The organism is Roseateles aquatilis (genome assembly GCF_002205645.1).
In the GTDB taxonomy this organism is placed as follows: domain Bacteria; phylum Pseudomonadota; class Gammaproteobacteria; order Burkholderiales; family Burkholderiaceae_C; genus Roseateles; species Roseateles aquatilis.
The window spans coordinates 379,602-401,467 of sequence record NZ_NIOF01000004.1; the positions used below are offsets into that span (position 1 = coordinate 379,602).

Sequence of the window (21,866 nt, forward strand, 5' to 3'; positions counted from 1 at the left end):
GGATCGATTCGGCGTCGATGAGACAGGGTTGTCAAATGCGCGGTCCTAGGATCTTCATCACTCGCTCACTCGCTCATTCGATGCCGCTCGAAGATGAAGACGTCCACTGCCGCCACCGTCGCCGAATACATCCTCGCCTTCTTCCAGGAAGTTCGCGACCCCATCACCAGCGCCAAGCTCCAGAAGCTGCTGTACTACGTGCAAGGCTGGTGCCTGGCGCTGCATGACACGCCCGCCTTCCCGGAGCGCATCGAAGCCTGGATCTCCGGGCCGACCTGCACTTCTGTGCAAGCCCTCTACGAGCACCTGCGATGGTGCCCGATCACGCAAGAAGTCCACGTGCCCGAGGGGCTCGACCCCACGCTGCGGGCGGTGATCGACGAGGTCCTCGAGCAGTACGGCATCGACAACGCCTGGCACCTGCAGCTTCGCACGCGGCACGAGCCACCGTGGATCGAGGCTCGCCAGGGCATCTCCTCCCATGAGGAGTCAACGGCGGAGATCACCCACGAGTCGATGAAGCGCTTCTTCATCGCTGAAGCGATCGCGGAGGATCGCTCATGAAAGTCAACAAGCGCCAAGCCAACGCAACAGCGGCGCGCGAGCATGCGACACGCGGACTGCCGGATGATCTGCTGCGCTTCTCCTTCAGACACCTACACGCCACATGCAAGTTCGGCCTTGAGCAGATCAGCAATGCGGCAGGCTACCTGCCGCACCTGCTGCGGCGGTTGCAAAGCATCTCTTCCATGCGACCGAAGGAATTTCTGACCAACAAGGACAAGTCGCTTCGTGCCCACGCCCATGAATGGGCGCGCACGACGGAGAAGCTCGGCTATGCCTTGCCCGCTCAGTGGCAGTCCTGCCCTGCCTGGCAATTCCAGCTCAGCGCCAACGAACACGGCCGCGTGCACGGCATCCTGGTCGACGAGGTCTTCTACGTCGTCTGGCTGGATCCCGAACACCGTCTGCACCCGTGAGGCGTCGGGCCCCGACGCATCCCCTACACTCCCATGCCAACCACCCACCGCAACGCCCTCCCGCCGAGGGCGTTGCCCATTTCCCGACCCCGATGAGCAGCGCCGCGACCGACGATTTCAGCCAGCACACGCCGATGATGCAGCAGTACTTCCGCATCAAGGCCGAGCACCCGGACACGCTGGTGTTCTATCGCATGGGGGACTTCTACGAGGTCTTCTTCGACGACGCGCGCAAGGCCAACGCGCTGCTGGACGTCACGCTCACGACGCGGGGCCAGAGCGGCGGCCAGCCCGTCGTCATGGCGGGCGTGCCGGTGCACTCGCTCGAGTCCTATCTGGGCAAGCTGATCAAGCTCGGCGAGGCCGTCGCGATCGCCGAGCAGGTCGGCGAAGTCGGCGCGAACAAGGGCCCGGTCGAGCGCAAGGTGGTGCGCGTGGTCACGCCCGGCACCGTCACCGATTCGGAGCTGCTGGCGGACAAGCAGGACTCGATCCTGCTGGCCGTGTCGGCGCAAGGCAAGACACTCGGGCTGGCGTGGTTGTCGATGACGCAGGGGCAACTCGGCCTGGCCCAGTGCAATGAACGCGAGCTCGGCTCCTGGCTCGCGCGGATGTCGCCGGCCGAGGTGCTGGTGGACCGCGACAAGCATCCGCAGGCGGTCATCGCCGCGCGGCTGCCCATCACCAACCGCCCGAGCTGGCAATTCGACACGGGGCTGGGTGCGCGCAAGCTGTGCGAGCAGCTCGGCGTCGCCAGCCTGCAAGGCTTCAATGCCCAGGACCTGCCCGCCGCGCAGGCCGCCGCCGCCGCGCTGCTGTCCTATGCCGAACACACCCAAGGTCGCGCGCTGGCGCACGTCAAGAGCCTGCAGGTGCATCGCTCGACCGACCTGCTGGACCTGCCGCCCGCGACGCAGCGCAACCTGGAGCTGACCCAGACGCTGCGCGGCGAGACCTCGCCGACGCTGCTGTCGCTGCTCGACACCTGCCGCACCTGCATGGGCAGCCGCGCGCTGCGCCACTGGCTGCTGCACCCGCCGCGTGAGCGCGCCATCGCCCGAGAGCGCCAGGACGCGATCGCCGAGCTGATGAGCACCGGCTTCGAGCCGCTGCGCGAGGCGCTCAGGCAGGTCTCCGACGTCGAGCGCATCGCCGCGCGCATCGCGCTTCGCCAGGTGCGCCCTCGTGAGCTCGCCGGCTTGCGCGCGACGCTGCAGATCCTGCCCGAGCTGGCCCAGACCGTGCCGGCGGGTGCCGCGCTGCTGGACCAACTGGCCGAGGGCCTGCGCGCGTCCCCGCACCTGGCCGAGCTGCTGGCCCGCGCCATCGCCGAGGAGCCCGCCGCGCTGCTGCGCGAGGGCGGCGTGATCGCCCCGGGGTTCGACGAGCAATTGGACGAGCTGCGCGCCATCCAGACCAACTGCGACGACTTCCTGCTCCAGTTGGAGATCCGCGAGCGCGCCCGCACCGGCATCGCCAACCTGCGCGTCCAGTACAACAAGGTCCACGGCTTCTACATCGAGGTCACCAACAGCGGCATCGACAAGGTTCCCTCCGACTACCAGCGCCGTCAGACGCTGAAGAACGCCGAGCGCTTCATCACGCCGGAGCTCAAGGCCTTCGAGGACAAGGCGCTGTCCGCGCAGGAACGCGGACTGGCCCGCGAGAAGATGCTGTACGAACTGGTCATCGACCAGCTCACCGAGGAGCTGCCGGCGCTCGGCCGCCTGGCGCGCTCGCTGGCGTCGCTGGACGTGCTGGCCGCGCTGTCGGAGCGCGCCGAGACGCTGGCCTGGTGCCGGCCCGAGTTCGTCGGCCATCCCTGCATCGACATCCAGGGCGGCCGGCATCCGGTCGTGGAGGCCCGCCTGCGCGAGACCGGCGCGGGCGAGTTCATGTCCAACGACTGCCGGCTCGACGCGCGCACCAAGCTGCTGGTCATCACCGGGCCGAACATGGGCGGCAAGAGCACCTTCATGCGGCAGGTCGCGCTGATCGCGCTGCTGGCCGCGGTGGGCGCCTACGTGCCGGCGACGGCCTGCCGGCTCGGCCCGATCGACGCGATCCACACCCGGATCGGCGCGGCGGACGACCTGGCCAACGCCCAGTCGACATTCATGCTGGAGATGACGGAGGCCGCCGCGATCCTGCACGGCGCCACCGAGCAGTCGCTGGTGCTGATGGACGAGATCGGCCGCGGCACCTCGACCTTCGACGGCCTGGCGCTGGCCGGCGCGATCGCGACCCACCTGCACGACAAGTGCCGCGCGTTCACGCTGTTCGCGACCCATTACTTCGAGTTGACCGAGTTCCCGTCCAAGCATCCGCAGGCGGTCAACATGCATGTGTCGGCGGTCGAGAGCGGCGAGGACATCGTCTTCCTGCACGAGATCCAGCCCGGCCCCGCCAGCCGCAGCTACGGCGTGCAAGTGGCGCGGCTGGCCGGCATGCCGTCGCCGGTCGTGCGGCAGGCCCGCGCGGCGCTGGAGGCGCTGGAGGCCCGCGCCAGCGAGGGCGAGGCGCAGATCGACCTGTTCGCCCCGCCACCGGAACCCGCGCCCTCCGCCGCCGCGCAAGAGCCCTCGGCGCTGATGGACGCGCTGCGGGACATCGACCCGGACGCGCTCAGCCCGCGCGAGGCGCATGCGGCGCTGTATCAGCTGAAGCTGCTGGCCGCCGGCCGGCATTGATCGCCCCGCCCTCCGACCGCGCCCCCGACCGCACCGCGACCACCCCACCATGAGCGCCACCGGCACCGCACCCAGGACCCTGGTCTTCTCGCATGCGAACGGCTTCCCGGCGGGCTGCTATCGGGTGCTCTTCGACCGCTGGCGCGACGCGGGCTGGCAGGTGCATGCGCTGCCGCGCATCGGCCACGACCCGCGGTACCCGGTGACCAGCAACTGGCCGCATCTGCGCGACGAGCTGCTGCACTTCATCCACGACGAGGTCCGGCCCGAGGGCCCGGTGATGCTGGTCGGGCACTCGCTGGGCGGGCTGGTCTCGCTGCTGGCCGCATGCCGCAAGCCGGGCGTGGCGCAGGGGTTGGTGATGCTGGACTCCCCCGTCATCGACGGCTGGCGCGCGCACAGCCTGCGCGCGGTCAAGGCGGCCGGGCTGATCCAGCGGGTGTCGCCCGGCAAGGTCTCGCATCAACGGCGCTACGAATGGCCGAGCCGCAACGACGTGCGCTCCCATTTCGCGGCCAAGGGCAAGTTCGCGCGCTGGGACCCGCGGGTGCTGCAGGACTACATCGACAGCGGTTTCGACGAACACGCGGACGGTCAGGTGCGGCTCGGTTTCAACCGCGAGATCGAGACCCGCATCTACAACACGCTGCCGCACAACCTGCCCGGCCTGCTGCACCGCCATGCGCCGAAGTGCCCGGTGGCCTTCATCGCGGGCACGCAGTCCGAGGAACTGCGGCAGGCGACGGCGGCCGGATCGAAGGCGTTGGCCAAGGACCTGTTCCGCTGGTTCGAAGGCACCCACCTCTACCCATTCGAACGACCGGACGACACTGCGGCGCTGGTGCTCGAACTGATGACCGCGATGCGCGCCAAGGGTGCCGGGCCATCGACCGCGGCGGTCGCCAGCGACGCTGTCGCCTGACCATCCCCCGCGCCTCGCCCGCTTGAGGGGGCACGGCGTGGACCTCGGGTCGAGCCATTGCCGCGTCGCTATAATCGCGCTTTACCACCACGGCGTTTTTGGGTTCCCGACGGAACACCCAGGCGCTGCAAGACAATGACCAAGTACGTCTTCGTCACCGGCGGTGTCGTGTCCTCCCTCGGCAAGGGCATCGCATCGGCCTCTCTCGCCGCCCTGCTCGAGTCCCGCGGCCTCAAGGTCACCCTCATCAAGCTGGATCCCTACATCAACGTGGATCCGGGCACGATGTCCCCGTTCCAGCACGGCGAGGTCTTCGTCACCGACGACGGCGCCGAGACCGACCTGGACCTGGGCCATTACGAGCGCTTCATCACGACGCGCATGAAGCGGACCAACAACTTCACGACCGGACAGATCTACATGTCGGTCCTGGAGAAGGAACGCCGCGGCGACTATCTCGGCAAGACGGTGCAGGTGATCCCGCACATCACCAACGAGATGCAGGACTTCATCCGTCGCGGCGCCGGTCACGGCACGCCGGAGGCGGTGGACGTGGCGATCGTCGAGATCGGCGGCACCGTCGGCGACATCGAGTCGCTGCCCTTCCTCGAGGCCGCGCGCCAGATGAGCCTGAAGGCCGGTCCGACGAACGTCGCCTTCGTGCACCTGACCTACGTGCCCTGGATCGCCGCCGCCGGCGAGCTCAAGACCAAGCCGACCCAGCACACCGTGCAGAAGCTGCGCGAGATCGGCATCCAGCCCGACGCGCTGCTGTGCCGCGCCGACCGCCGCATTCCGGACGACGAGCGCGAGAAGATCTCGCTGTTCACCAACGTCCCCGAGTACGGCGTGATCTCCATGTGGGACGTGAACACCATCTACAAGGTGCCGCGCGTCCTGCACGAGCAGGGCCTGGACCAGATGATCTGCACCAAGCTGCAGCTCAACACCAAGGCCGCGGACCTGAAGCGCTGGGACACGCTGGTCAGCGAGGTCGAGAACCCCAAGACCGAAGTCACCATCGCGATGTGCGGGAAGTACACCGACCTGTCGGACAGCTACAAGTCGCTCAACGAGGCGCTGCGCCACGCCGGCATCCATAACCATGCCCGCGTGAACATCGAGTACGTCGACTCCGAGACGCTGGACGCCGACCATGTCGACCAGCTCGGCAAGTACGACGCGATCCTGGTGCCGGGTGGCTTCGGCAAGCGCGGCGTGGAGGGCAAGATCCTCGCCGCCCAGTACGCCCGCGAGCACAGCACGCCCTACCTGGGCATCTGCCTGGGCATGCAGGTCGCGACGATCGAATACGCCCGCCACAAGGCGCACCTGGCCGGCGCCAACTCGACCGAGTTCGAACCCGACGCCCCGCACAAGGTGATCGCGCTGATCGACGAGTGGCAGGACGCCGACGGCTCCATCCAGAAGCGCGACGAGAAGTCGGACCTGGGCGGCACGATGCGCCTGGGCGCGCAGAGTTCCGACGTCAAGCCGGGCACGCTGGCGCACGAGATCTACGGCCCGGTCGTGACCGAGCGTCACCGTCACCGCTACGAGGCCAACGAGCAATACCTGGACGCGCTGCAGGAAGCCGGCCTGGTGATCTCGGCGATCACGCAGCGCGAGAAGCTGACCGAGATCGTCGAGCTGCCGCGCGAGGTGCACCCCTGGTTCATGGGCGTGCAGTTCCACCCGGAGTTCAAGTCCACGCCGTGGGACGGCCACCCGCTGTTCATCGCGTTCATCAAGGCCGCGCTGGAGCACAAGGCCAAGGCCGGCCACGCGACCTCCGTCAAGGCCGCCTGATCGACCGGGTCACCGGGACTTCAGGATTCAACGTTCAGGAAAGACACCGCCCATGCCCGCCTTCATCATCGCCGACGTCACCGTGACGGATGCCGCCCAGATGGCGCTCTATCGCGAATGGAGCACGAAGGCGATGCAGGAGCATGGCGCGGAGGTCCTGGTCCGCGGCGGCGAGTTCGAGGTGCTGGAAGGCCCCTGGACGCCGAGCCGCCTGGTGGTCCTGAAGTTCCCCGACCGCGCCGCGGCCAGGCGTTTCTATGAATCCGAGACCTACCAGCACGCCAAGTCGCTGCGCGAGAACGCCGGCGTCATGCGCATGATCGTGGTCGACGGCGTCTGATCCGGCCCGAGCCGATCGCCTCATCCATGACACAGCCATCGCACCGCCAGCCCGTCGCATCGGGCGATCGCGGCGCGGTGGTTTTTTTCTTTTCCGATCCCGCTTGAGCCCACTCGGCCACGCGGGCCGTTCGAGCCGCAGGTTGTTCAGCGCAGGTAACCCGTTGCTGGCACCATGCGCGCCGCACAAGCTTTTTCACTTCTGGAGACTGTTCCCATGAGCGCCATTGTTGACATCGTCGGCCGCGAGATTCTCGACAGCCGCGGCAACCCCACCGTGGAATGCGACGTGCTGCTGGAGTCCGGCGTGATGGGCCGCGCGGCCGTGCCGTCGGGCGCGTCCACCGGCTCGCGCGAAGCGATCGAACTGCGTGACGGCGACAAGTCGCGTTACCTCGGCAAAGGCGTGCTGAAGGCCGTCGAGCACATCAACACCGAGATCAGCGAAGCCGTGCTGGGCCTGGACGCCTCGGAGCAGTCCTTCCTGGACAAGACCCTGATCGACCTGGACGGCACCGAGAACAAGAGCCGCCTGGGCGCCAACGCGATGCTGGCCGTGTCGATGGCCGTGGCCCGCGCCGCGGCCGAGGAATCCGGCCTGCCGCTGTACCGCTATTTCGGCGGCATGGGCGGCAACCAGCTGCCGGTGCCGATGATGAACGTCATCAACGGCGGCGCACACGCCAACAACACGCTGGACCTGCAGGAGCTGATGATCATCCCCGTGGGCGCGCCGTCGTTCCGCGAGGCGCTGCGTTGGGGGGCCGAGGTCTTCCACGCGCTGAAGAAGATCCTCAACGACAAGGGCATCAGCACCGCGGTCGGCGACGAAGGCGGCTTCGCCCCCAGCGTCGAGAGCCACGAAGCCGCGATCCAGCTGATCCTGGAGGCGATCGACAAGGCCGGCTACACCGCGGGCGAGCAGATCGCGCTGGGCCTGGACTGCGCCGCCAGCGAGTTCTACAAGGACGGCAAGTACGTGCTGGAAGGCGAAGGCGGCATCCAGCTGACGGCCGAGCAATGGACCGACATGCTGGCCACCTGGGTCGACAAGTACCCGATCATCTCGATCGAGGACGGCATGGCCGAGGGTGACTGGGACGGCTGGAAGCACATCACCGAGAAGCTCGGCGACAAGGTGCAGCTGGTGGGCGACGACCTGTTCGTCACCAACACCAAGATCCTGAAGGAAGGCATCGACAAGGGCATCGCCAACTCGATCCTGATCAAGATCAACCAGATCGGCACCTTGACCGAGACCTTCGCCGCCATCGAGATGGCCAAGCGCGCCGGCTACACCGCCGTGATCTCGCACCGCTCGGGCGAAACGGAAGACTCGACGATCTCCGACATCGCCGTCGGACTGAACGCCGGCCAGATCAAGACCGGCTCGCTGTCGCGCTCGGACCGCATGGCCAAGTACAACCAACTGCTGCGCATCGAGGAAGACCTGGGCGAAGTGGCGGTGTACCCCGGCCGTAGCGCGTTCTACAACCTGCGCTAAGACCTCGGCCGCCGTCGGACCGGACCGGACTGGATCGGACCGATCCGATCCAGTCCCGATCACCCCCCAGTCCCCTCCCTGAATCCAACGGGGCCCTCGGTCGCAGAACCGAGGAAGGACGGCGGTAAGGGGGGACGGCGGGGCATGGGGTTTTGGCGCAGGCCAAGGCCCCATGCCTCGGCGGCCAACGCTTGACACAAGCAGGCAGGCGGTCTCCCCCCTCGAATCCAGGCCACCCCACCCCCACACGAGTTCGCAGCTGCATTCCAGCCGGCTACACTCGCCGCCTGTGAAAGCCCTGGCCATCGTCCTCACCGCCTTTCTTGTCGCCATCCAGGCCCAGCTCTGGCTCGGCAAGGGCGGGCTGGCCCGCGGTGTCCAGCTGCGCGCCGAACTGCGTCAGCAGGAAGAAGCCAACGAGAAGGCCCGCGCGCGCAACGCGCAATTGCAGGCGGAGTTGCTCGACCTGCGCGAGGGCCTCGAGATGGTCGAGGAGAAGGCGCGCATGGAACTGGGCATGGTCAAGGCGGACGAGGTCTTCGTCCCGCTGCGTCGCTGACTTTCTCTTCTTCGCGCATGCTCACGCAGATGGAAGCCCTCTTCGGGCCGTTGCGGCCTCTTCTCGACACGGCGCTCGCGCCCGCGTTCACGGCGCTGGGCAGCCCGGTCAGCTGGCTGGAGCTGGTGGCCTTCGTGCTGGCGATCTGGATGGTCGTGTGCAACATGCGGGTGCAGGTGCTGGCCTGGCCCCTGGCGCTGACCAGCTCCCTGCTCTACTTCCTGTTGTTCTGGAGTGGCAAGCTCTACGGCGAAGCGTCGCTGCAACTGCTCTTCGCCGGACTGGCGCTGTGGGGCTGGTGGCAGTGGATGCGCGGCAGGACCGCCGACGGCGACGAACTGCACGTGCGCACGCTGGGCCCGAGAGGCCGGCTGATGGCGCTGCTGGCGACGCTCGCTGCTTGGCCGCTGCTGGGCTTGTTCCTGCAGCACCGCACCGACTCGCCGCTGCCGTTCTGGGATGCGCTGCCCACGGTGGCCAGCATCACCGGCCAGTGGCTGCTGGGCCGTAAATACCAGGAGAACTGGCCCGTCTGGGTGATGGTCAACCTGGTCAGCATCGCGCTGTTCGCGCTCAAGGGTTACTGGCTGACCGTCGTGCTGTACGCCGTGTTCGTGCCGATGTCGGTGGCCGGCTGGCGCGCCTGGCAGCGGCAGCTCGCGACGCCGCGGTCGTCGGCCGTCGCGGCCTGACGGACCGGCCATGGCGCTGCACATCGCGCTGCTGGGCGCGGAAAGCACCGGCAAGAGCCAGCTCGGCCTCGCGCTGACGGCGCACCTGCGCGACCAGACGCGCCTGCGCTGCGCGCTCGTCCCCGAATACCTGCGCGAATGGTGCGAGCGCGAAGACCGCACCCCTCGCGCCGACGAGCAGCGCGCCATCGCCGAAGAGCAGTGGCGCCGCGCCGAGGCCGCCGCGGTCGATCATGACCTCGTCATCCACGACACCACGCCGCTGATGACCGCCATCTACAGCGAGCTGCTGTTCGACGACCCCTCGCTGTACCCGTTCGCGATGCAGGTCCAGGCCCGCATGGACGCCACGCTGCTGATGGCGCTGGACCTGCCCTGGATCGCCGACGGCCTGCAGCGCGACGGCCCGCATGTGCGTCAGCCCGTCGACCGGGCGATCCGCCGCGCGCTGCGCGACGCGGGCCTGGGCTACAGCCTGGTCACGGGCACGGGGCCGGACCGGCTCGGCCAGGCGCTGAACGCGCTCGGGCCGCTGCTGCGCCCGCGCCTGGGACGCGAGGACGGCCTCTTCGGCCGACTGCTGCAGCGCGAGGACCACCTCGGCGGCGACTGGCGCTGCGAGCACTGCGACGACCCGGATTGCGAGCACGCCAGCCGCCTCGCCGAGCGCCTTCCGCGCATCTGAACGCCAGCTTCACGTCATCGACAAGGACGCGAGGCAGAATGCGCCGTCGCCCGCCCGCAAACATTTGCGCGCGACGTTTTCTGGAGATTTTCCGATGAATCGTCCCCTTTCCGTCCGTCGCTCGCCACACGCGCCGTCGATGCCGATGCTGCTGTCGGCGCTGCTGAGCACGGTCCTGCTGACCGCCTGCGGCTCGTTGACCCCATCATCGCCACAGGCGCCGATGCCCCCGTCGGTGGGCGCGCCAAGCGCGATCGCCAAGGCGGCCGCCGGCACGGTCGCCGTCAAGGTGCTGGCGATCAACGACTTCCACGGCAACCTGCTGCCGCCAGCCGGCGGCATCAAGCTGCCCGATCCGGCCAATCCCGGCCAGACGGTCATGCTGGAGGCCGGCGGCTCCGAGCGCATGGCCACCGTGGTGGCGCGGATCAAGGCGAAGAACCCGAACCACGTCTTCGTCGCGGCGGGTGACCTGGTCGGCGCCAGCCCCTTGCTGTCGGCGCTGTTCCATGACGAATCGACGATCGAATCGCTCGGCATGATGGGGCTGGACCTGTCCTCGGTGGGCAATCACGAGTTCGACCAGGGCCTGGACGAGCTGCTGCGCAAGCAGCGCGGCGGCTGCCATCCGAAGGACGGCTGCAAGGGTCCGACCGAGTTCAAGGGCGCCAAGTACCAGTACCTGGCCGCCAGCACGATCGACACGGCCACCGGACAGTCGGTGCTGCCGGGTTACGCGATCAAGCGCTTTGAGGGCGTGCCGGTGGGTTTCATCGGCCTGACGCTGAAAGGCACGCCGGAGCTGGTCAGCCCGACCGGCATCCGGGGCCTGCGCTTCGACGATGAAGCCGACACCGTCAACCGCCTGGTGCCAGAGCTCGAACGCCAGGGCGTGCACACCATCGTCGTGATGATCCACGAGGGCGGCTACCCCAGCGGCGGCATCGACGAGTGCCCGGAGATCTCCGGCCCGATCGTGGACATCGTCAAGAAGCTGGACAAGCGCGTGGGCCTGATCGTCTCGGGTCACACGCACCGCGCCTACAACTGCCGCATCGACGGCCGGCTGGTCACCAGCGGCGACAAGTACGGCACCCTCGTCACCGAGATCGACCTGACCCTGGACCGCGCGACCGGCACGATGACCGAGGCGCGCGCCGCCAACGTCGTGGTCCGCCCGGAGACGCCGAAGGATGCGCGCCAGACCCTGCTGATCGACAGCTACCAGCGCGTGGCGCAGCCGCTGATCGACCGGCCGGTGGGATTCCTGGCGCAAGCGCTGAGCAAGGAAGGCGACGACAAGGATGTCGGTGGCGGCTCGACGATGGGCCAGCTCGTCGCCGACGGCATGCTGGCCGCCACGCGCGCGCCGGAGAACGGCGGCGCGCAGCTCGCGCTCCAGAACAGCGGCGGCGTGCGCACGGGCCTGATCCATCGCGACGACGACCGGGTCACCTACGGCGACCTGTTCGCGGCGCTGCCCTTCTCGAATGCGCTGGTGGTGGTCGAGATGAGCGGCGACGAGCTGCGCCAGACACTCGAGGAACAGTGGTGGGCCAATGACGCGAAGTGGCTGCCGCTGCAGGTCTCGCAGGGCTTCAGCTACCGCTGGGACAAGCGTCGGCCGATCGGCTCGCGCGTGGAACCGGGCAGCATGCGGCTGAACGGCCAGCCGATCGCGCCGGACCAGAAGATCCGCGTGACGATCAACAGCTTCCTGCAAGTCGGCGGCGACAGCTTCGATACCTTCACCCGGGCGCGTTTCATCCGGACGGGCCCGATGGACGTCGACGCGCTGGAGGCCTACTTCCAGTCTCTGGGCACGACGCGTGTGAAAGCGACGACGCTGAACCGCGCCATCCGCGTCGATCAATAAGCCCCTGCGCGACGGCAACGTCGGCAACGTCCACCGAAGGAACGCCGCACGGTCTCGCGGGTCAGCGAGATCGGGGGGCTCCTGAGCGACTTGGGACTTGGAGGGGCGGAGCGCCCCCGGATTCCGCCGACGTGCTCGGTGGCCGGCAGGAATGAAGAAGGCCGCGCCGGCTCACCACCGACGCGGCCTTCGCCTTTCAAGCGACGCGAACGATCACTGCACCTGCCTGGACCCCGGCGCCTGCTTCTCGCGCTCGGTGAACAGTTCCCCCACGTCGACGGCATCGAAGACGTAGTGGTTGCCGCAGAACTCGCAGCCGATCTCCACCCCGCCGAGTTCGGCGAGGATCTCGTCCACTTCCTGCCGGCCCAGGCCGATGAGCATCCGCCCGACGCGCTCGCGCGAGCAGGTGCAGGCGAAGCGCGGGTACTGCGGCTCGAAGCGGCGCACGTTCTCTTCCCAGAAGAGGCGGCGCAGGATGGTGTCGACGTCCAGCGTCAGCAGCTCGTCCGAGGTCAGCGTCGCGGCGTGCATGCTGACGCGGTTGTAGGCGTCCTCGATCTCCTCGCGCTCGATGCCGGAGGAGGCCCCCGCCTCCAGGTTGCCTTCGCCCTCGATGGGCAGGCGCTGGATCAGCAGGCCCGCGGCGACCTCGTCGTTGGCCGCCAGCACCAGCGTGGTGTCGAGCTGCTCCGATTGGCGCATGTAGTGCTGCAGCACGTCGCTGAGCTTCTCCAGCGGCTGGCCGGTCGGGCCGCTCAGCGGCACGACGCCCTGGTAGGGCTGCTGCCCGGGCAGCTTGTCCTTCGGATCGAGCGTGATCGCGCAGCGGCCTTCCCCGTGGGCGTTCAGCATCTCCTGCAGCGTGGCGCCGTCGGCCACCTCGCCGCGGGTCTTGGCGGTGGAGCGGAAGCTCATGTCCGGCTGCACCTCGACCACCGCCAGCTTCAGCGGTCCGTCGCCCATCACCTGGAACACCAGCGCGCCGTTGAACTTGATGTTGGCCTGCATCAGCACGCCGGCCACGCTCATCTGCCCGAGCAGGTCGCGCACGGCGGGCTCCAGCGGCTCCTTGCGGCGGCTGAGCAGCTCCTTCCAGCTGCCATCCAGCCGGACCAGCATGCCGCGCACCGGCAGTCCCTCGAACAGGAACTTGTGCAGCTCGCTCGGGGCGGCCTTGGGGCTGTTGGTTGTCATTGGGATTCCTTCATTGATATCGAGTGATGGGGGCGAATCGCGCGGTCGCAAGCCCGGACATCGGCGCGGAGGACCGCGGCCGAGGGGGCCCGCGGCGCCTGCCGGGTGCCGCGTCAATCGATGCGCACCAGCGCTTCGGCGTAGCGCCGGCCGTTGCGCACGTAGTGCGCGGCGCTCAGCGCCAGCCCCTGGATCTGCTGCGGCGTGAGCTCGCGCACCACCTTCGCCGGCGAGCCCATGATCAGGCTGCCGTCCGGAAACTCCTTGCCTTCGGTGACCAGCGAGCCCGCGCCGACCAGGCAGTTGCTGCCGATCCTGGCGCCGTTGAGCACCACCGCGCCGATGCCGATCAGCGCGTTGTCGCCGACGCTGCAGCCGTGCAGCATCACCTGATGGCCGACGGTCACGTTGCGTCCGAGCTTCAGCGGCATGCCCGCGTCCGCGTGCAGCACGCTGCCGTCCTGGATGTTGCTGCCGGCGCCGATGGTGAGGTGGTCGCTGTCGCCGCGCAGCACGGCGTTGAACCAGATGCTGACGTCGTCCTCCAGCGTCACGCGGCCGATGACCTGCGCGCTCTCGGCGACCCAGACGCCGGTGCCGAGTTGCGGCGTGTGCTCGCCGAGGCGATAGACGGCCATGCGATTCTCCAAAAGGGATAATTCTACGAATGGAACTCAGAACCCGCGCGCTGCAGGTCCTTCTCATCCCGGACCCGCAGGCCAAGGCGCAGGCGGCCCGCGAGTTGCACGCCGCCGCCGCCGACCGCGACGCGGCGCCGCTGGACGCCGCCGCCCGCCTCACCCCCGACACCGACCCGCCCGGCCGTCCGGCGCGGCCGCGCCTGGTCGAGGCGGTGCAGGTGGCCTCGCGCTCGCCGTTCACGGTGGACGGTCGCGCGGCCTTGCTGCACGCCATCGCGCACATCGAGTTCAACGCCATCAACCTGGCGCTGGACGCGGTCTGGCGATTCCCGGGCATGCCGCGGGACTTCTATTTCGACTGGCTGCAGGTGGCGGCCGAGGAAGCCTTGCACTTCACGTTGCTGGACGAGCACCTGCGCGCGCACGGCCGCCAATACGGCGATTTCGACGCGCACGACGGCCTGTGGTCCATGGCCCGCCGCACCGAGGGCGACGTGCTGGCGCGCATGGCGCTGGTGCCGCGCACGCTGGAGGCGCGCGGCCTGGACGCGACGCCGCCGCTGCAGGCCAAGTTCGCCAAGGGCGGCGATGCGCGCGCGGTCGAGATCCTGGCCATCATCCTGCGCGACGAGGTCGGCCACGTCCGCATCGGCAACCGCTGGTACCGACACCTGTGCCGCGAACGCGGCCTGGATCCGGTGGCGCTGTATCCCGAGCTCGTCGAACGCTTCGAGGCACCCCGGCTGCGCCCGCCGTTCAACGTCGAGGCCCGCGCGGCGGCCGGCTTCAGCGATGAGGAAATCGCCTATCTCAGCTCATGACCCGCGGCTCGTGAAGGCTGGCGTTTCCCAGCCATACCGCGCACCGCCCTTCGTCCCCGACACTCCCGCTCCATGACCCGCATCCAAGCCAACCTGCTGCTCACCCTGATCGCGATGATCTGGGGCTCCGCCTTCGTCGCCCAGGCCCATGGCATGGAGGCGATGGGGCCGATGATGTTCACCGGCATCCGCTTCCTGATCGGCGCGCTGGTGGTGCTGCCGCTGATCGTGCGCGAGCGCCGCGCACCCTCCGCGTTGCCGCTGCGCGGCGGCGACGCGCTCAAGATCGTCGGCCTGGGCGTGCTGCTGACGCTGGGCGCCGTGCTGCAGCAGATCGGCATCCAGTACACGACCGTCACGAACGCCGGCTTCCTGACCGCGCTCTACGTGCCGCTGGTGCCGCTGCTGGGCTGGGCGCTGCTGCGTCATCTGCCGCACTGGTCGGTGTGGCCGGGCGCGGCGGCCTGCCTGATCGGCGCCTTCCTGCTGTCCGGCGCGCATGAGCTCGACATCGGCCTGGGCGACGCCTGGGTGATCGCGTCCGCCCTGCCCTGGGCGGTTCACGTGCTGCTGGTCGGCCAGGTGGCGGACCGGATGAACTCGCCGTTCACCGTAGCCGGCGGGCAGTTCCTGTTCTGCGGCCTGGTGTCGCTGGCCTGGGCGCTGTGCTTCGAGCCGTGGAGCTGGTCCGGCATCCAGGCCGCCACCGGCCCGCTGCTGTACACCGGCGTGCTGTCCGTTGGTGTCGCCTTCACCGCGCAGGTCGTGGCGCAGCGCTACGCGCACGCGGCGGACGCCGCCATCATCCTGTCGTCGGAAACGCTGTTCGCCGCCGTCTTCGGCTACCTCTTGATGGGCGACCGGCTCAATGCCGCCGGCCTGCTGGGCTGCGCGCTGATCCTCGGCGCGATGCTGCTGATCCAGTTGCTGCCGATGCTGCGGGTGCTCAGGCCGCGCGCGGCCTAGGCCGACGGGGTGCTCCGGCGGGGCTAGACTGGCTCGATCATCGACAGCCCAAGCGGGGAGCTTCTCATGACCACGCCCGATCTCGACGCCTACTGGATGCCGTTCACCTCGAACCGCCAGTTCAAGAAGTCGCCGCGCCTGCTGACCCGTGCCGACGGCATGTTCTTCACCGACGACCGCGGGCGCCAGATCCTGGACGGCATCGCCGGCCTGTGGTGCGTGAACGCCGGCCACAACCGGCCGCGCATCGTGAAGGCGATCCAGGAGCAGGCCGCGGAACTGGACTTCGCGCCGCCGTTCCAGATGGGACACCCGAAGGCCTTCGAGCTCGCCTCGCGGCTGGCGAAGCTGGCGCCCGAAGGCATGAACAAGGTGTTCTTCACCAACTCCGGGTCGGAGTCGGTCGAGACCGCGCTGAAGATGGCGCTCGCCTACCACCGCGTCCGCGGCGAGGGCCAGCGCACCCGCCTGATCGGCCGTGAACGCGGTTATCACGGCGTCAACTTCGGCGGCATGTCGGTGGGCGGCATGGTCGCGAACCGCAAGATGTTCGGCACGCTGCTGGCCGGCGTCGACCACATCCGGCACACCCACGACCTGGCCCGCAACGCCTTCAGCGTCGGCCAGCCGGCGCACGGCGCGGACCTGGCGGACGACCTGGAGCGGCTGGTCGCGCTGCACGACGCGTCGACCATCGCGGCGGTGATCGTCGAACCGGTGGCGGGCTCATCCGGCGTGCTGATCCCGCCCCAGGGCTACCTGCAGCGCCTGCGCGAGATCTGCGACAGGCACGGCATCCTGCTGATCTTCGACGAGGTCATCACCGGCTTCGGCCGCACCGGCAACGCCTTCGGGGCACAGACCTTCGGCGTGACGCCGGACCTCATGACCGTCGCCAAGGGCCTGACCAACGGCTGCGTGCCCATGGGCGCCGTCTTCGCCAGGCAGTCGGTGCACGACACCTTCATGACGGGCCCGGAGCACCTGATCGAGTTCTTCCACGGCTACACCTACTCGGCGCACCCGCTGGCCTGCGCGGCGGGGCTGGCGACGCTGGACACCTACGAGGAAGAAGGGCTGCTCACGCGCGCGTCGGAATTGCAGGGCTACTTCGCGGAGCAACTGCATTCGCTCAAGGGCGAGCCGCACGTGATCGACGTGCGCAACATCGGCCTGGTCGGCGGCATCGAGCTGACGCCGCGCGCCGGCGAGCCGACCAAGCGTGCCTTCGACACCTTCCTCGACTGCTGGGAACAAGGCGTGCTGATCCGCACCACCGGCGACATCCTGGCGCTGTCGCCGCCGCTGATCGCGGCGCGCGAGGACCTGGACCGGATGATCGGCGCGATCAGGACCGCGTTGCGGCGGCTGGCGTAGTCAGCAGACCGAGGGCCTCATGGGCGCCTCACGGCGCCTTGGCCCTCAGCTCCTTGCGCACCACCAGCTTCAACCCCGACCACACGTCGCTGACGGCGCACACCTTCACGTCGACCCAGCCCAGCGGCAGGCACTCCTGGCGGATGACGTCCTCGGTGAGGGTGGTGGGGACCTTCGAGGCCTTCTTGGGCCAGGAGATCCATAGCGCCGCGTCGTCGCGCAACTGGGCGCGGAGGTCCTTCAACCATCGCGCGAGGTCCGCGCGCTCGACCAGGAACACATGCGCGATGTCGACCTTCGCCGTCGGCCGCCCGGCGCGGGTGACGCCCTCGGGCAGCGGCGCGGTCCACGCGTCGTAGTCCTCGGGCGCGTTCAGCACCCACAGCGCATGCCCCGCCCGGAGGCCGAGCTTGCGTGCGAGGGGCGTGCCTGAATAACCGGCCGCCGTTGTCTTTGCGGGAGTCGCCGCTGTCGCCATCGTGGAAGCCTCCATCCGTGCGGCATCATCCCGCACCATGTCCAGCACCACAACCGATCGCGACCCGCCCCCGTCCGCCCCGCGCGGCCACCACGGCCACGCGCCGCTGTGGGCCTACGCCAGCCTGGCCGCCAGCACCAGCCTGATCGGCAGCTACGTCGGGCTGTCCAAGCTGCTGGTGCTGGTCTTCCCGATCTTCCTGCTGGCCTTCCTGCGCTTCGGCATGGCGGCGGTGCTGATGCTGCCGTGGCTCAGGCGCGGACCGGCCGAGGCGCCGCTGTCCGGCCGCACGCGCTTCCTGCTGTTCCTGGAATCGTTCTTCGGCAACTTCCTGTTCTCGATCTGCCTGCTGTACGGGCTGCGCCACAGCTCCGCGGTCGTGGCCGGGGTGATCATGGCCGGCATCCCCGCCACGGTGGCGCTGCTGAGCTGGATCTTCCTGCGCGAGCGCATCGCCGGCCGCACGCTGGCCGGCATCGCGCTGGCGGTGGCGGGCATCGCGATGGTGGCGCTGAACAAACATGGCGACGCGCCGGGCTCGGGCGACACCTCCGGCTGGGGCGCGCTGCTGCTGGTCGGGGCGATGGTCTGCGAGGCCAGCTACGTCGTCATCGGCAAGCGCCTGACGCATGACCTGTCCCCCAAGCGCATCAGCGCCTTGATCAACCTCTGGGGACTCGTCCTGGTGACGCCGCTGGGGATCTGGCAGGCGCTCGATTTCGATTTCGGCGGCGTCGGAACCGGCTCCTGGGGCCTGCTGCTCTTCTACGCGATCGCCGCCAGCACCGTGACCGTCTGGCTCTGGATGCGCGGCCTGCGGCACATCAGCGCCGCCAAGGCCGGTGTCTTCATGGTGTTCCTGCCGATCTCCACCGCGCTGGTCGGCCTGGTCTTCCTCGGCGAGCGGATGAGCGGCATCCAGGCGCTCGCCTACGCGCTGGCGCTGGCCGGCGTGATGCTGGCGACCTGGCCCTCCTCGACCACCCGCCGCGCCTGAGGCGGCAGCCGCCAACCGCGGCGGGCGCCTCCGGCGCGCCTCCAGCGCGTCATCAGCGTGACGGGCAGCCCAAGGCCTCGCGCGACCCGATCAAGCCTGGCACGGCACATCCCGCGCGCTACGGAAAGCCTCCGCGACGGGGCCGGGCCGGCCATATCCGGTCTTCATCTAGTTTTACTACCAATGTAATACCATTTGCGAATTCGGCCCGTTAAGATTGGCCGCTAAATCGAAACACGGACGGCAGCCGTCCGCCCAGAAAACTCCCCGTCGATGACCGCCAACGCTACTACCTCGCCGAGTTTGCCAACGCCCGTCAGCCAGGCGGAATGGGAGTCCTGGATCGCCGGCTGGTATGCCGTGCTGCGGCAGCCGGTGCGTACCGGTGTCAGTCCTTTGCCACCGGATGGTGCCGGTACCACGGCGCCGGCCGATCGGCCGCACGTGCTGGTCTTCGCGCCGCATCCGGATGACGAATGCATCGTCGGCGCGCTGCCGCTACGCCTGCGCCAGGAAGCCGGATGGCGCGTCACCAACGTCGCGGTGACGCTGGGCAGCAAGCAGGAGCGGCGCGCCGAGCGCTGGGCCGAACTGAAGGCGGCCTGCGACGTGTTGGGCTTCGACGTCCGGTTGCTGTCCGCCGACGGCTTCGAGCAGGTCAAGCCGGAAGCCGCCGCCGCCCGCACGCCACTGTGGCAGCAGCAGGTGCGGCTGGTGGCGGAGTTGCTGGCCGCCGAGAAACCCGCGCTGATCCTGGTGCCCCACGCCGGGGATGGCATCCCGACGCACATCGGCGTGCACCTGCTGGTGGCCGAGGCGCTGCGCGAGGCGCGGCTGAGCACCGTCGTCGCCCACACCGAGTTCTGGGCCACCCAGCCCGCGCCGACCACGCTGGTGGAAACCAGCCAGCGCGACACCGCGCTGCTGGTGCGCGCGCTGGCCTGCCACCATGGCGAGATCGCCCGCAACCCGTATCACCTGCGCCTGCCGGCCTGGATGGCCGACAACGTCCGCCGCGGCGGCGAGTTGCTGGCCGGACCGGGCGAGGCGCCGCCGGACTTCGCCTTCGGCACGCTGTACCGCCTGACCCGCTGGGTCGACGGCGCCGCCACCGGGGACCTGCCCAACACGCACTGGCACTGCCAGGCGTCGCTGGACGTCGCCGCGCTGCTCGGCGCCTGACGTCGCGGCCAAGCCCACACCGGGCGACGCCCGGATCGCGCGCCCTGCGCACGTCCCTGGCCCGCTCGGGGCCTATCCTTCAGGCTTTCGCCGCCGGCCTCCCGTCGTCGTCCGTGCCTGGCTGGGCCGAGGACGGCCCCTCGATCCGTCGGCGCCTCATTCCTCCCCTCCTCGTCCCCGTGTCCGAGCCATGAGCGATCACCCCACCCATCTGCGCATCCACCAGTTCGCCGGCCTGAAGCCCGGCCCGCGTCTGCTGGTCAGCGCCGCGGTCCACGGCAACGAGATCGCCGGCGTCGGCGCGATCGAACGCGTGATGGCGATGCTGGACAGCGGCGCGCTGACGCTGCGCAAGGGCACCCTGACCTTCATCCCCATCGTCAATCCGCTGGCCCACCGCCTGCAGCGCCGCGAGGGCGAGCGCAACCTGAACCGCAACCTGCGCGTCAACCCGATCCCGCAGGATTTCGAGGACCGCATCGCCAACAAGTTCTGCCCCTGGCTCGCCGCCAGCGACGTGCTGCTGGACCTGCACAGCTTCAACAACCCGGGCCCGGCCTTCGCGATGCTCGGCCCGCGGGACAACGACGGCGACCTGGAGCCCTTCCGCCATCAGGCCGCGGAGAGCGCGCTGGCGCTGGCCGTCGGCACCGATCGCATCGTCGAGGGCTGGCTGTCGACCTACGCGCTGGGCTTGAAGCGCCGCGCCGAGAAGGCCGCCGACGGCTCGCGCAAGATGGCGCTGCAGCAGGACCCGCATTACGGCGTCGGCACCACCGAGTACATGCGCAGCCAGGGCGGCTACTGCATCACGCTGGAATGCGGCCAGCACGCCGACCCGCGCGGCCCCGAGGTCGCGTTCCAGGCGATCCTGCGCACGCTGGTGCTGCTGGGCATGGTGGCGCCGGGCTGCGTCGAGCCGGCCGACCCGACGCGGCCGGTCGAGTTGCTGCAGCTGTATGAGGTGGTCGACCGCGAGCATGCCGATGACCGCTTCGAGCGTGAATGGGCCAGCTTCGACGCGATCGCCGAGGGCGAGCGCATCGGCACCCGCGCCGACGGCACGCCGGTGCTGGCGCCCTTCGGCGGCCGCATCGTGTTCCCCAACAGCCGGTCGGAACCCGGCCACGAGTGGTTCTACCTGGCAAAGCCCAGCGACCGCGTGTTGTCTTGAGCTCGCGGCTAGAGTCGCCGACATGAACGACACGACCGCCACCCCCGGCACCACCGCCGCCCCGTCCACCCCCGCGCCGCTGCGCATTGACTTCGTCTCCGACGTCGCCTGCCCGTGGTGCGCCGTCGGCCTCAAGTCGCTGGAGACGGCATTGAAGCGCCTGCCGGATATCGCGGTCGACCTGCACTTCCAGCCCTTCGAGCTGAATCCTCAGATGCCCCCCGAGGGCGAGGACATCGAGGAGCACCTGACGCGCAAGTACCGCTCGACCACCGAGCAGCGCCAGCAGATCCGCGAGCACCTGCGCCAGCGCGGCGCCGAGGTCGGCTTCACCTTCACCGAAGGCGCTCGCAGCCGCATCTGGAACACCTTCGATGCACACCGGCTGCTGCACTGGGCCGGGCTGCAGTCCGCGCGGGCGCAGCACGACCTGAAGCTGGCGCTGCTGACCGCGTATCACACGCACGGCAAGAACCCGGGCGACCGGGAAGTGCTGCTGCACACCATCGGCGAGATCGGCCTCGACAAGGCCGAGGCGGCGCGCGTGCTGGACAGCGGCGAGTACACCGAGGACGTCCGCGATGCCGAATCGCTGTGGCTCGGCCGCGGCATCAGCTCGGTGCCGGCCGTCGTCATCAACGAGCGCTACATGATCCAGGGCGGCCAGCCGCCCGAGGCCTTCGAGCAGGCGCTGCGGCAGATCGCCGCCGAACAGGCCGCCCCCTGATCCGTCGGCCCCTCGCCGGCCGCGGCCTGACGGTCGTTGCTTGAGCGTCGCCCCCTCGCCTTACGCTCGCCTGATCGCGCCCACTGGCGACCCCCTGTCACGGCAACCGGCGGCAGGCGTCTCCCGCGTTCTTGCAACGACTGTCGCAAGTCGTGCAACCGGGATGATCCGCTGGCCGGCCGAGCACCAGACCTGAGACAATCCGCCATCGTTTCGAACGGGGCCCGCGTCGTCCGCGTGGCCCCGTTGT

At 69.2% G+C, this 21,866-nt stretch carries 21 protein-coding genes; 18 read left to right on the forward strand and 3 right to left on the reverse strand.

What is annotated here, in order from left to right:
• Positions 1–93 precede the first annotated feature (93 nt).
• From CDN99_RS12190 to CDN99_RS12240, 11 genes are all read left to right on the forward strand, one after another.
• Entirely contained in the window at positions 94–564 is a 471-nt protein-coding gene (locus CDN99_RS12190; protein WP_088385116.1) for a Panacea domain-containing protein, read from the forward strand.
• Entirely contained in the window at positions 561–980 is a 420-nt protein-coding gene (locus CDN99_RS12195; protein WP_088385117.1) for a hypothetical protein, read from the forward strand. The genes CDN99_RS12190 and CDN99_RS12195 overlap by 4 nt, the downstream gene beginning before the upstream one ends.
• Before the next feature lie 92 nt (positions 981–1,072).
• Positions 1,073–3,670 carry a DNA mismatch repair protein MutS gene (mutS, locus tag CDN99_RS12200; RefSeq protein ID WP_238139491.1) on the forward strand — a complete coding sequence of 866 codons (2,598 nt, stop codon included), beginning with the start codon at positions 1,073–1,075 and terminating at the stop codon, positions 3,668–3,670.
• Positions 3,671–3,719: 49 nt separating this feature from the next.
• Entirely contained in the window at positions 3,720–4,592 is an 873-nt protein-coding gene (locus tag CDN99_RS12205) for an alpha/beta hydrolase (protein ID WP_088385118.1), read from the forward strand.
• Between the two features lie 135 nt (positions 4,593–4,727).
• Positions 4,728–6,401, forward strand: a complete 1,674-nt coding sequence (gene pyrG / locus CDN99_RS12210) for a CTP synthase (RefSeq protein ID WP_088385119.1) — start codon at positions 4,728–4,730, stop codon at positions 6,399–6,401.
• A gap of 52 nt (positions 6,402–6,453) precedes the next feature.
• On the forward strand, positions 6,454–6,741 hold the full coding sequence (locus tag CDN99_RS12215) for a DUF1330 domain-containing protein (protein WP_088385120.1): 288 nt from the start codon (positions 6,454–6,456) through the stop codon (positions 6,739–6,741).
• 216 nt (positions 6,742–6,957) lie between these two features.
• A complete protein-coding gene (gene eno / locus CDN99_RS12220; RefSeq protein ID WP_088385121.1) occupies positions 6,958–8,244 on the forward strand; it encodes a phosphopyruvate hydratase in 1,287 nt (428 codons plus the stop codon).
• A gap of 289 nt (positions 8,245–8,533) precedes the next feature.
• Positions 8,534–8,803 (forward strand): septum formation initiator family protein, encoded by a 270-nt coding sequence (locus CDN99_RS12225; RefSeq protein ID WP_088385122.1) that lies wholly within the window; start codon positions 8,534–8,536, stop codon positions 8,801–8,803.
• Positions 8,804–8,832: 29 nt separating this feature from the next.
• A complete protein-coding gene (gene pnuC / locus CDN99_RS12230) occupies positions 8,833–9,495 on the forward strand; it encodes a nicotinamide riboside transporter PnuC (protein ID WP_088385237.1) in 663 nt (220 codons plus the stop codon).
• Positions 9,496–9,505: 10 nt separating this feature from the next.
• The gene (locus tag CDN99_RS12235) at positions 9,506–10,180 is read left to right on the forward strand and encodes an AAA family ATPase (protein WP_088385123.1); all 675 of its coding nucleotides are present in this window, start codon (positions 9,506–9,508) and stop codon (positions 10,178–10,180) included.
• A gap of 94 nt (positions 10,181–10,274) precedes the next feature.
• Positions 10,275–12,056 (forward strand): bifunctional metallophosphatase/5'-nucleotidase, encoded by a 1,782-nt coding sequence (locus CDN99_RS12240; protein WP_238139492.1) that lies wholly within the window; start codon positions 10,275–10,277, stop codon positions 12,054–12,056.
• Between the two features lie 213 nt (positions 12,057–12,269).
• Here CDN99_RS12240 and hslO read toward each other — a convergent pair whose 3' ends face one another.
• Both hslO and CDN99_RS12250 read right to left on the reverse strand, forming a co-directional pair.
• Positions 12,270–13,253 carry an Hsp33 family molecular chaperone HslO gene (hslO, locus tag CDN99_RS12245; protein WP_088385125.1) on the reverse strand — a complete coding sequence of 328 codons (984 nt, stop codon included), beginning with the start codon at positions 13,251–13,253 and terminating at the stop codon, positions 12,270–12,272.
• Positions 13,254–13,366: 113 nt separating this feature from the next.
• Positions 13,367–13,891 (reverse strand): gamma carbonic anhydrase family protein, encoded by a 525-nt coding sequence (locus CDN99_RS12250; protein WP_088385126.1) that lies wholly within the window; start codon positions 13,889–13,891, stop codon positions 13,367–13,369.
• A gap of 29 nt (positions 13,892–13,920) precedes the next feature.
• On the opposite strand from CDN99_RS12250, the gene CDN99_RS12255 reads away from it, so the two are divergent.
• The 3 genes from CDN99_RS12255 (at position 13,921) to aptA (ending at position 17,058) form a co-directional block, all read left to right on the forward strand.
• Positions 13,921–14,715, forward strand: coding sequence for a ferritin-like domain-containing protein (locus CDN99_RS12255; RefSeq protein ID WP_088385127.1), 795 nt, complete (start codon positions 13,921–13,923; stop codon positions 14,713–14,715).
• Between the two features lie 72 nt (positions 14,716–14,787).
• A complete protein-coding gene (locus CDN99_RS12260) occupies positions 14,788–15,681 on the forward strand; it encodes a DMT family transporter (RefSeq protein ID WP_088385128.1) in 894 nt (297 codons plus the stop codon).
• Positions 15,682–15,747: 66 nt separating this feature from the next.
• Complete coding sequence (gene aptA, locus CDN99_RS12265; protein WP_088385129.1) at positions 15,748–17,058, forward strand: omega-aminotransferase AptA; 1,311 nt, start codon at positions 15,748–15,750, stop codon at positions 17,056–17,058.
• A 28-nt stretch (positions 17,059–17,086) separates the two neighbouring features.
• On the opposite strand, the gene CDN99_RS12270 is transcribed toward aptA, so the two are convergent.
• Positions 17,087–17,536, reverse strand: coding sequence for a DUF3052 family protein (locus CDN99_RS12270; RefSeq protein ID WP_193531706.1), 450 nt, complete (start codon positions 17,534–17,536; stop codon positions 17,087–17,089).
• 37 nt (positions 17,537–17,573) lie between these two features.
• On the opposite strand from CDN99_RS12270, the gene CDN99_RS12275 reads away from it, so the two are divergent.
• The 4 genes from CDN99_RS12275 (at position 17,574) to CDN99_RS12290 (ending at position 21,616) form a co-directional block, all read left to right on the forward strand.
• A complete protein-coding gene (locus tag CDN99_RS12275) occupies positions 17,574–18,533 on the forward strand; it encodes a DMT family transporter (protein ID WP_088385131.1) in 960 nt (319 codons plus the stop codon).
• A 273-nt stretch (positions 18,534–18,806) separates the two neighbouring features.
• The gene (locus tag CDN99_RS12280; RefSeq protein ID WP_088385132.1) at positions 18,807–19,715 is read left to right on the forward strand and encodes a PIG-L deacetylase family protein; all 909 of its coding nucleotides are present in this window, start codon (positions 18,807–18,809) and stop codon (positions 19,713–19,715) included.
• 190 nt (positions 19,716–19,905) lie between these two features.
• Positions 19,906–20,889 carry a succinylglutamate desuccinylase/aspartoacylase family protein gene (locus tag CDN99_RS12285; protein WP_088385133.1) on the forward strand — a complete coding sequence of 328 codons (984 nt, stop codon included), beginning with the start codon at positions 19,906–19,908 and terminating at the stop codon, positions 20,887–20,889.
• Positions 20,890–20,911: 22 nt separating this feature from the next.
• Positions 20,912–21,616, forward strand: coding sequence for a DsbA family oxidoreductase (locus CDN99_RS12290; protein ID WP_088385134.1), 705 nt, complete (start codon positions 20,912–20,914; stop codon positions 21,614–21,616).
• Positions 21,617–21,866: the final 250 nt, after the last annotated feature.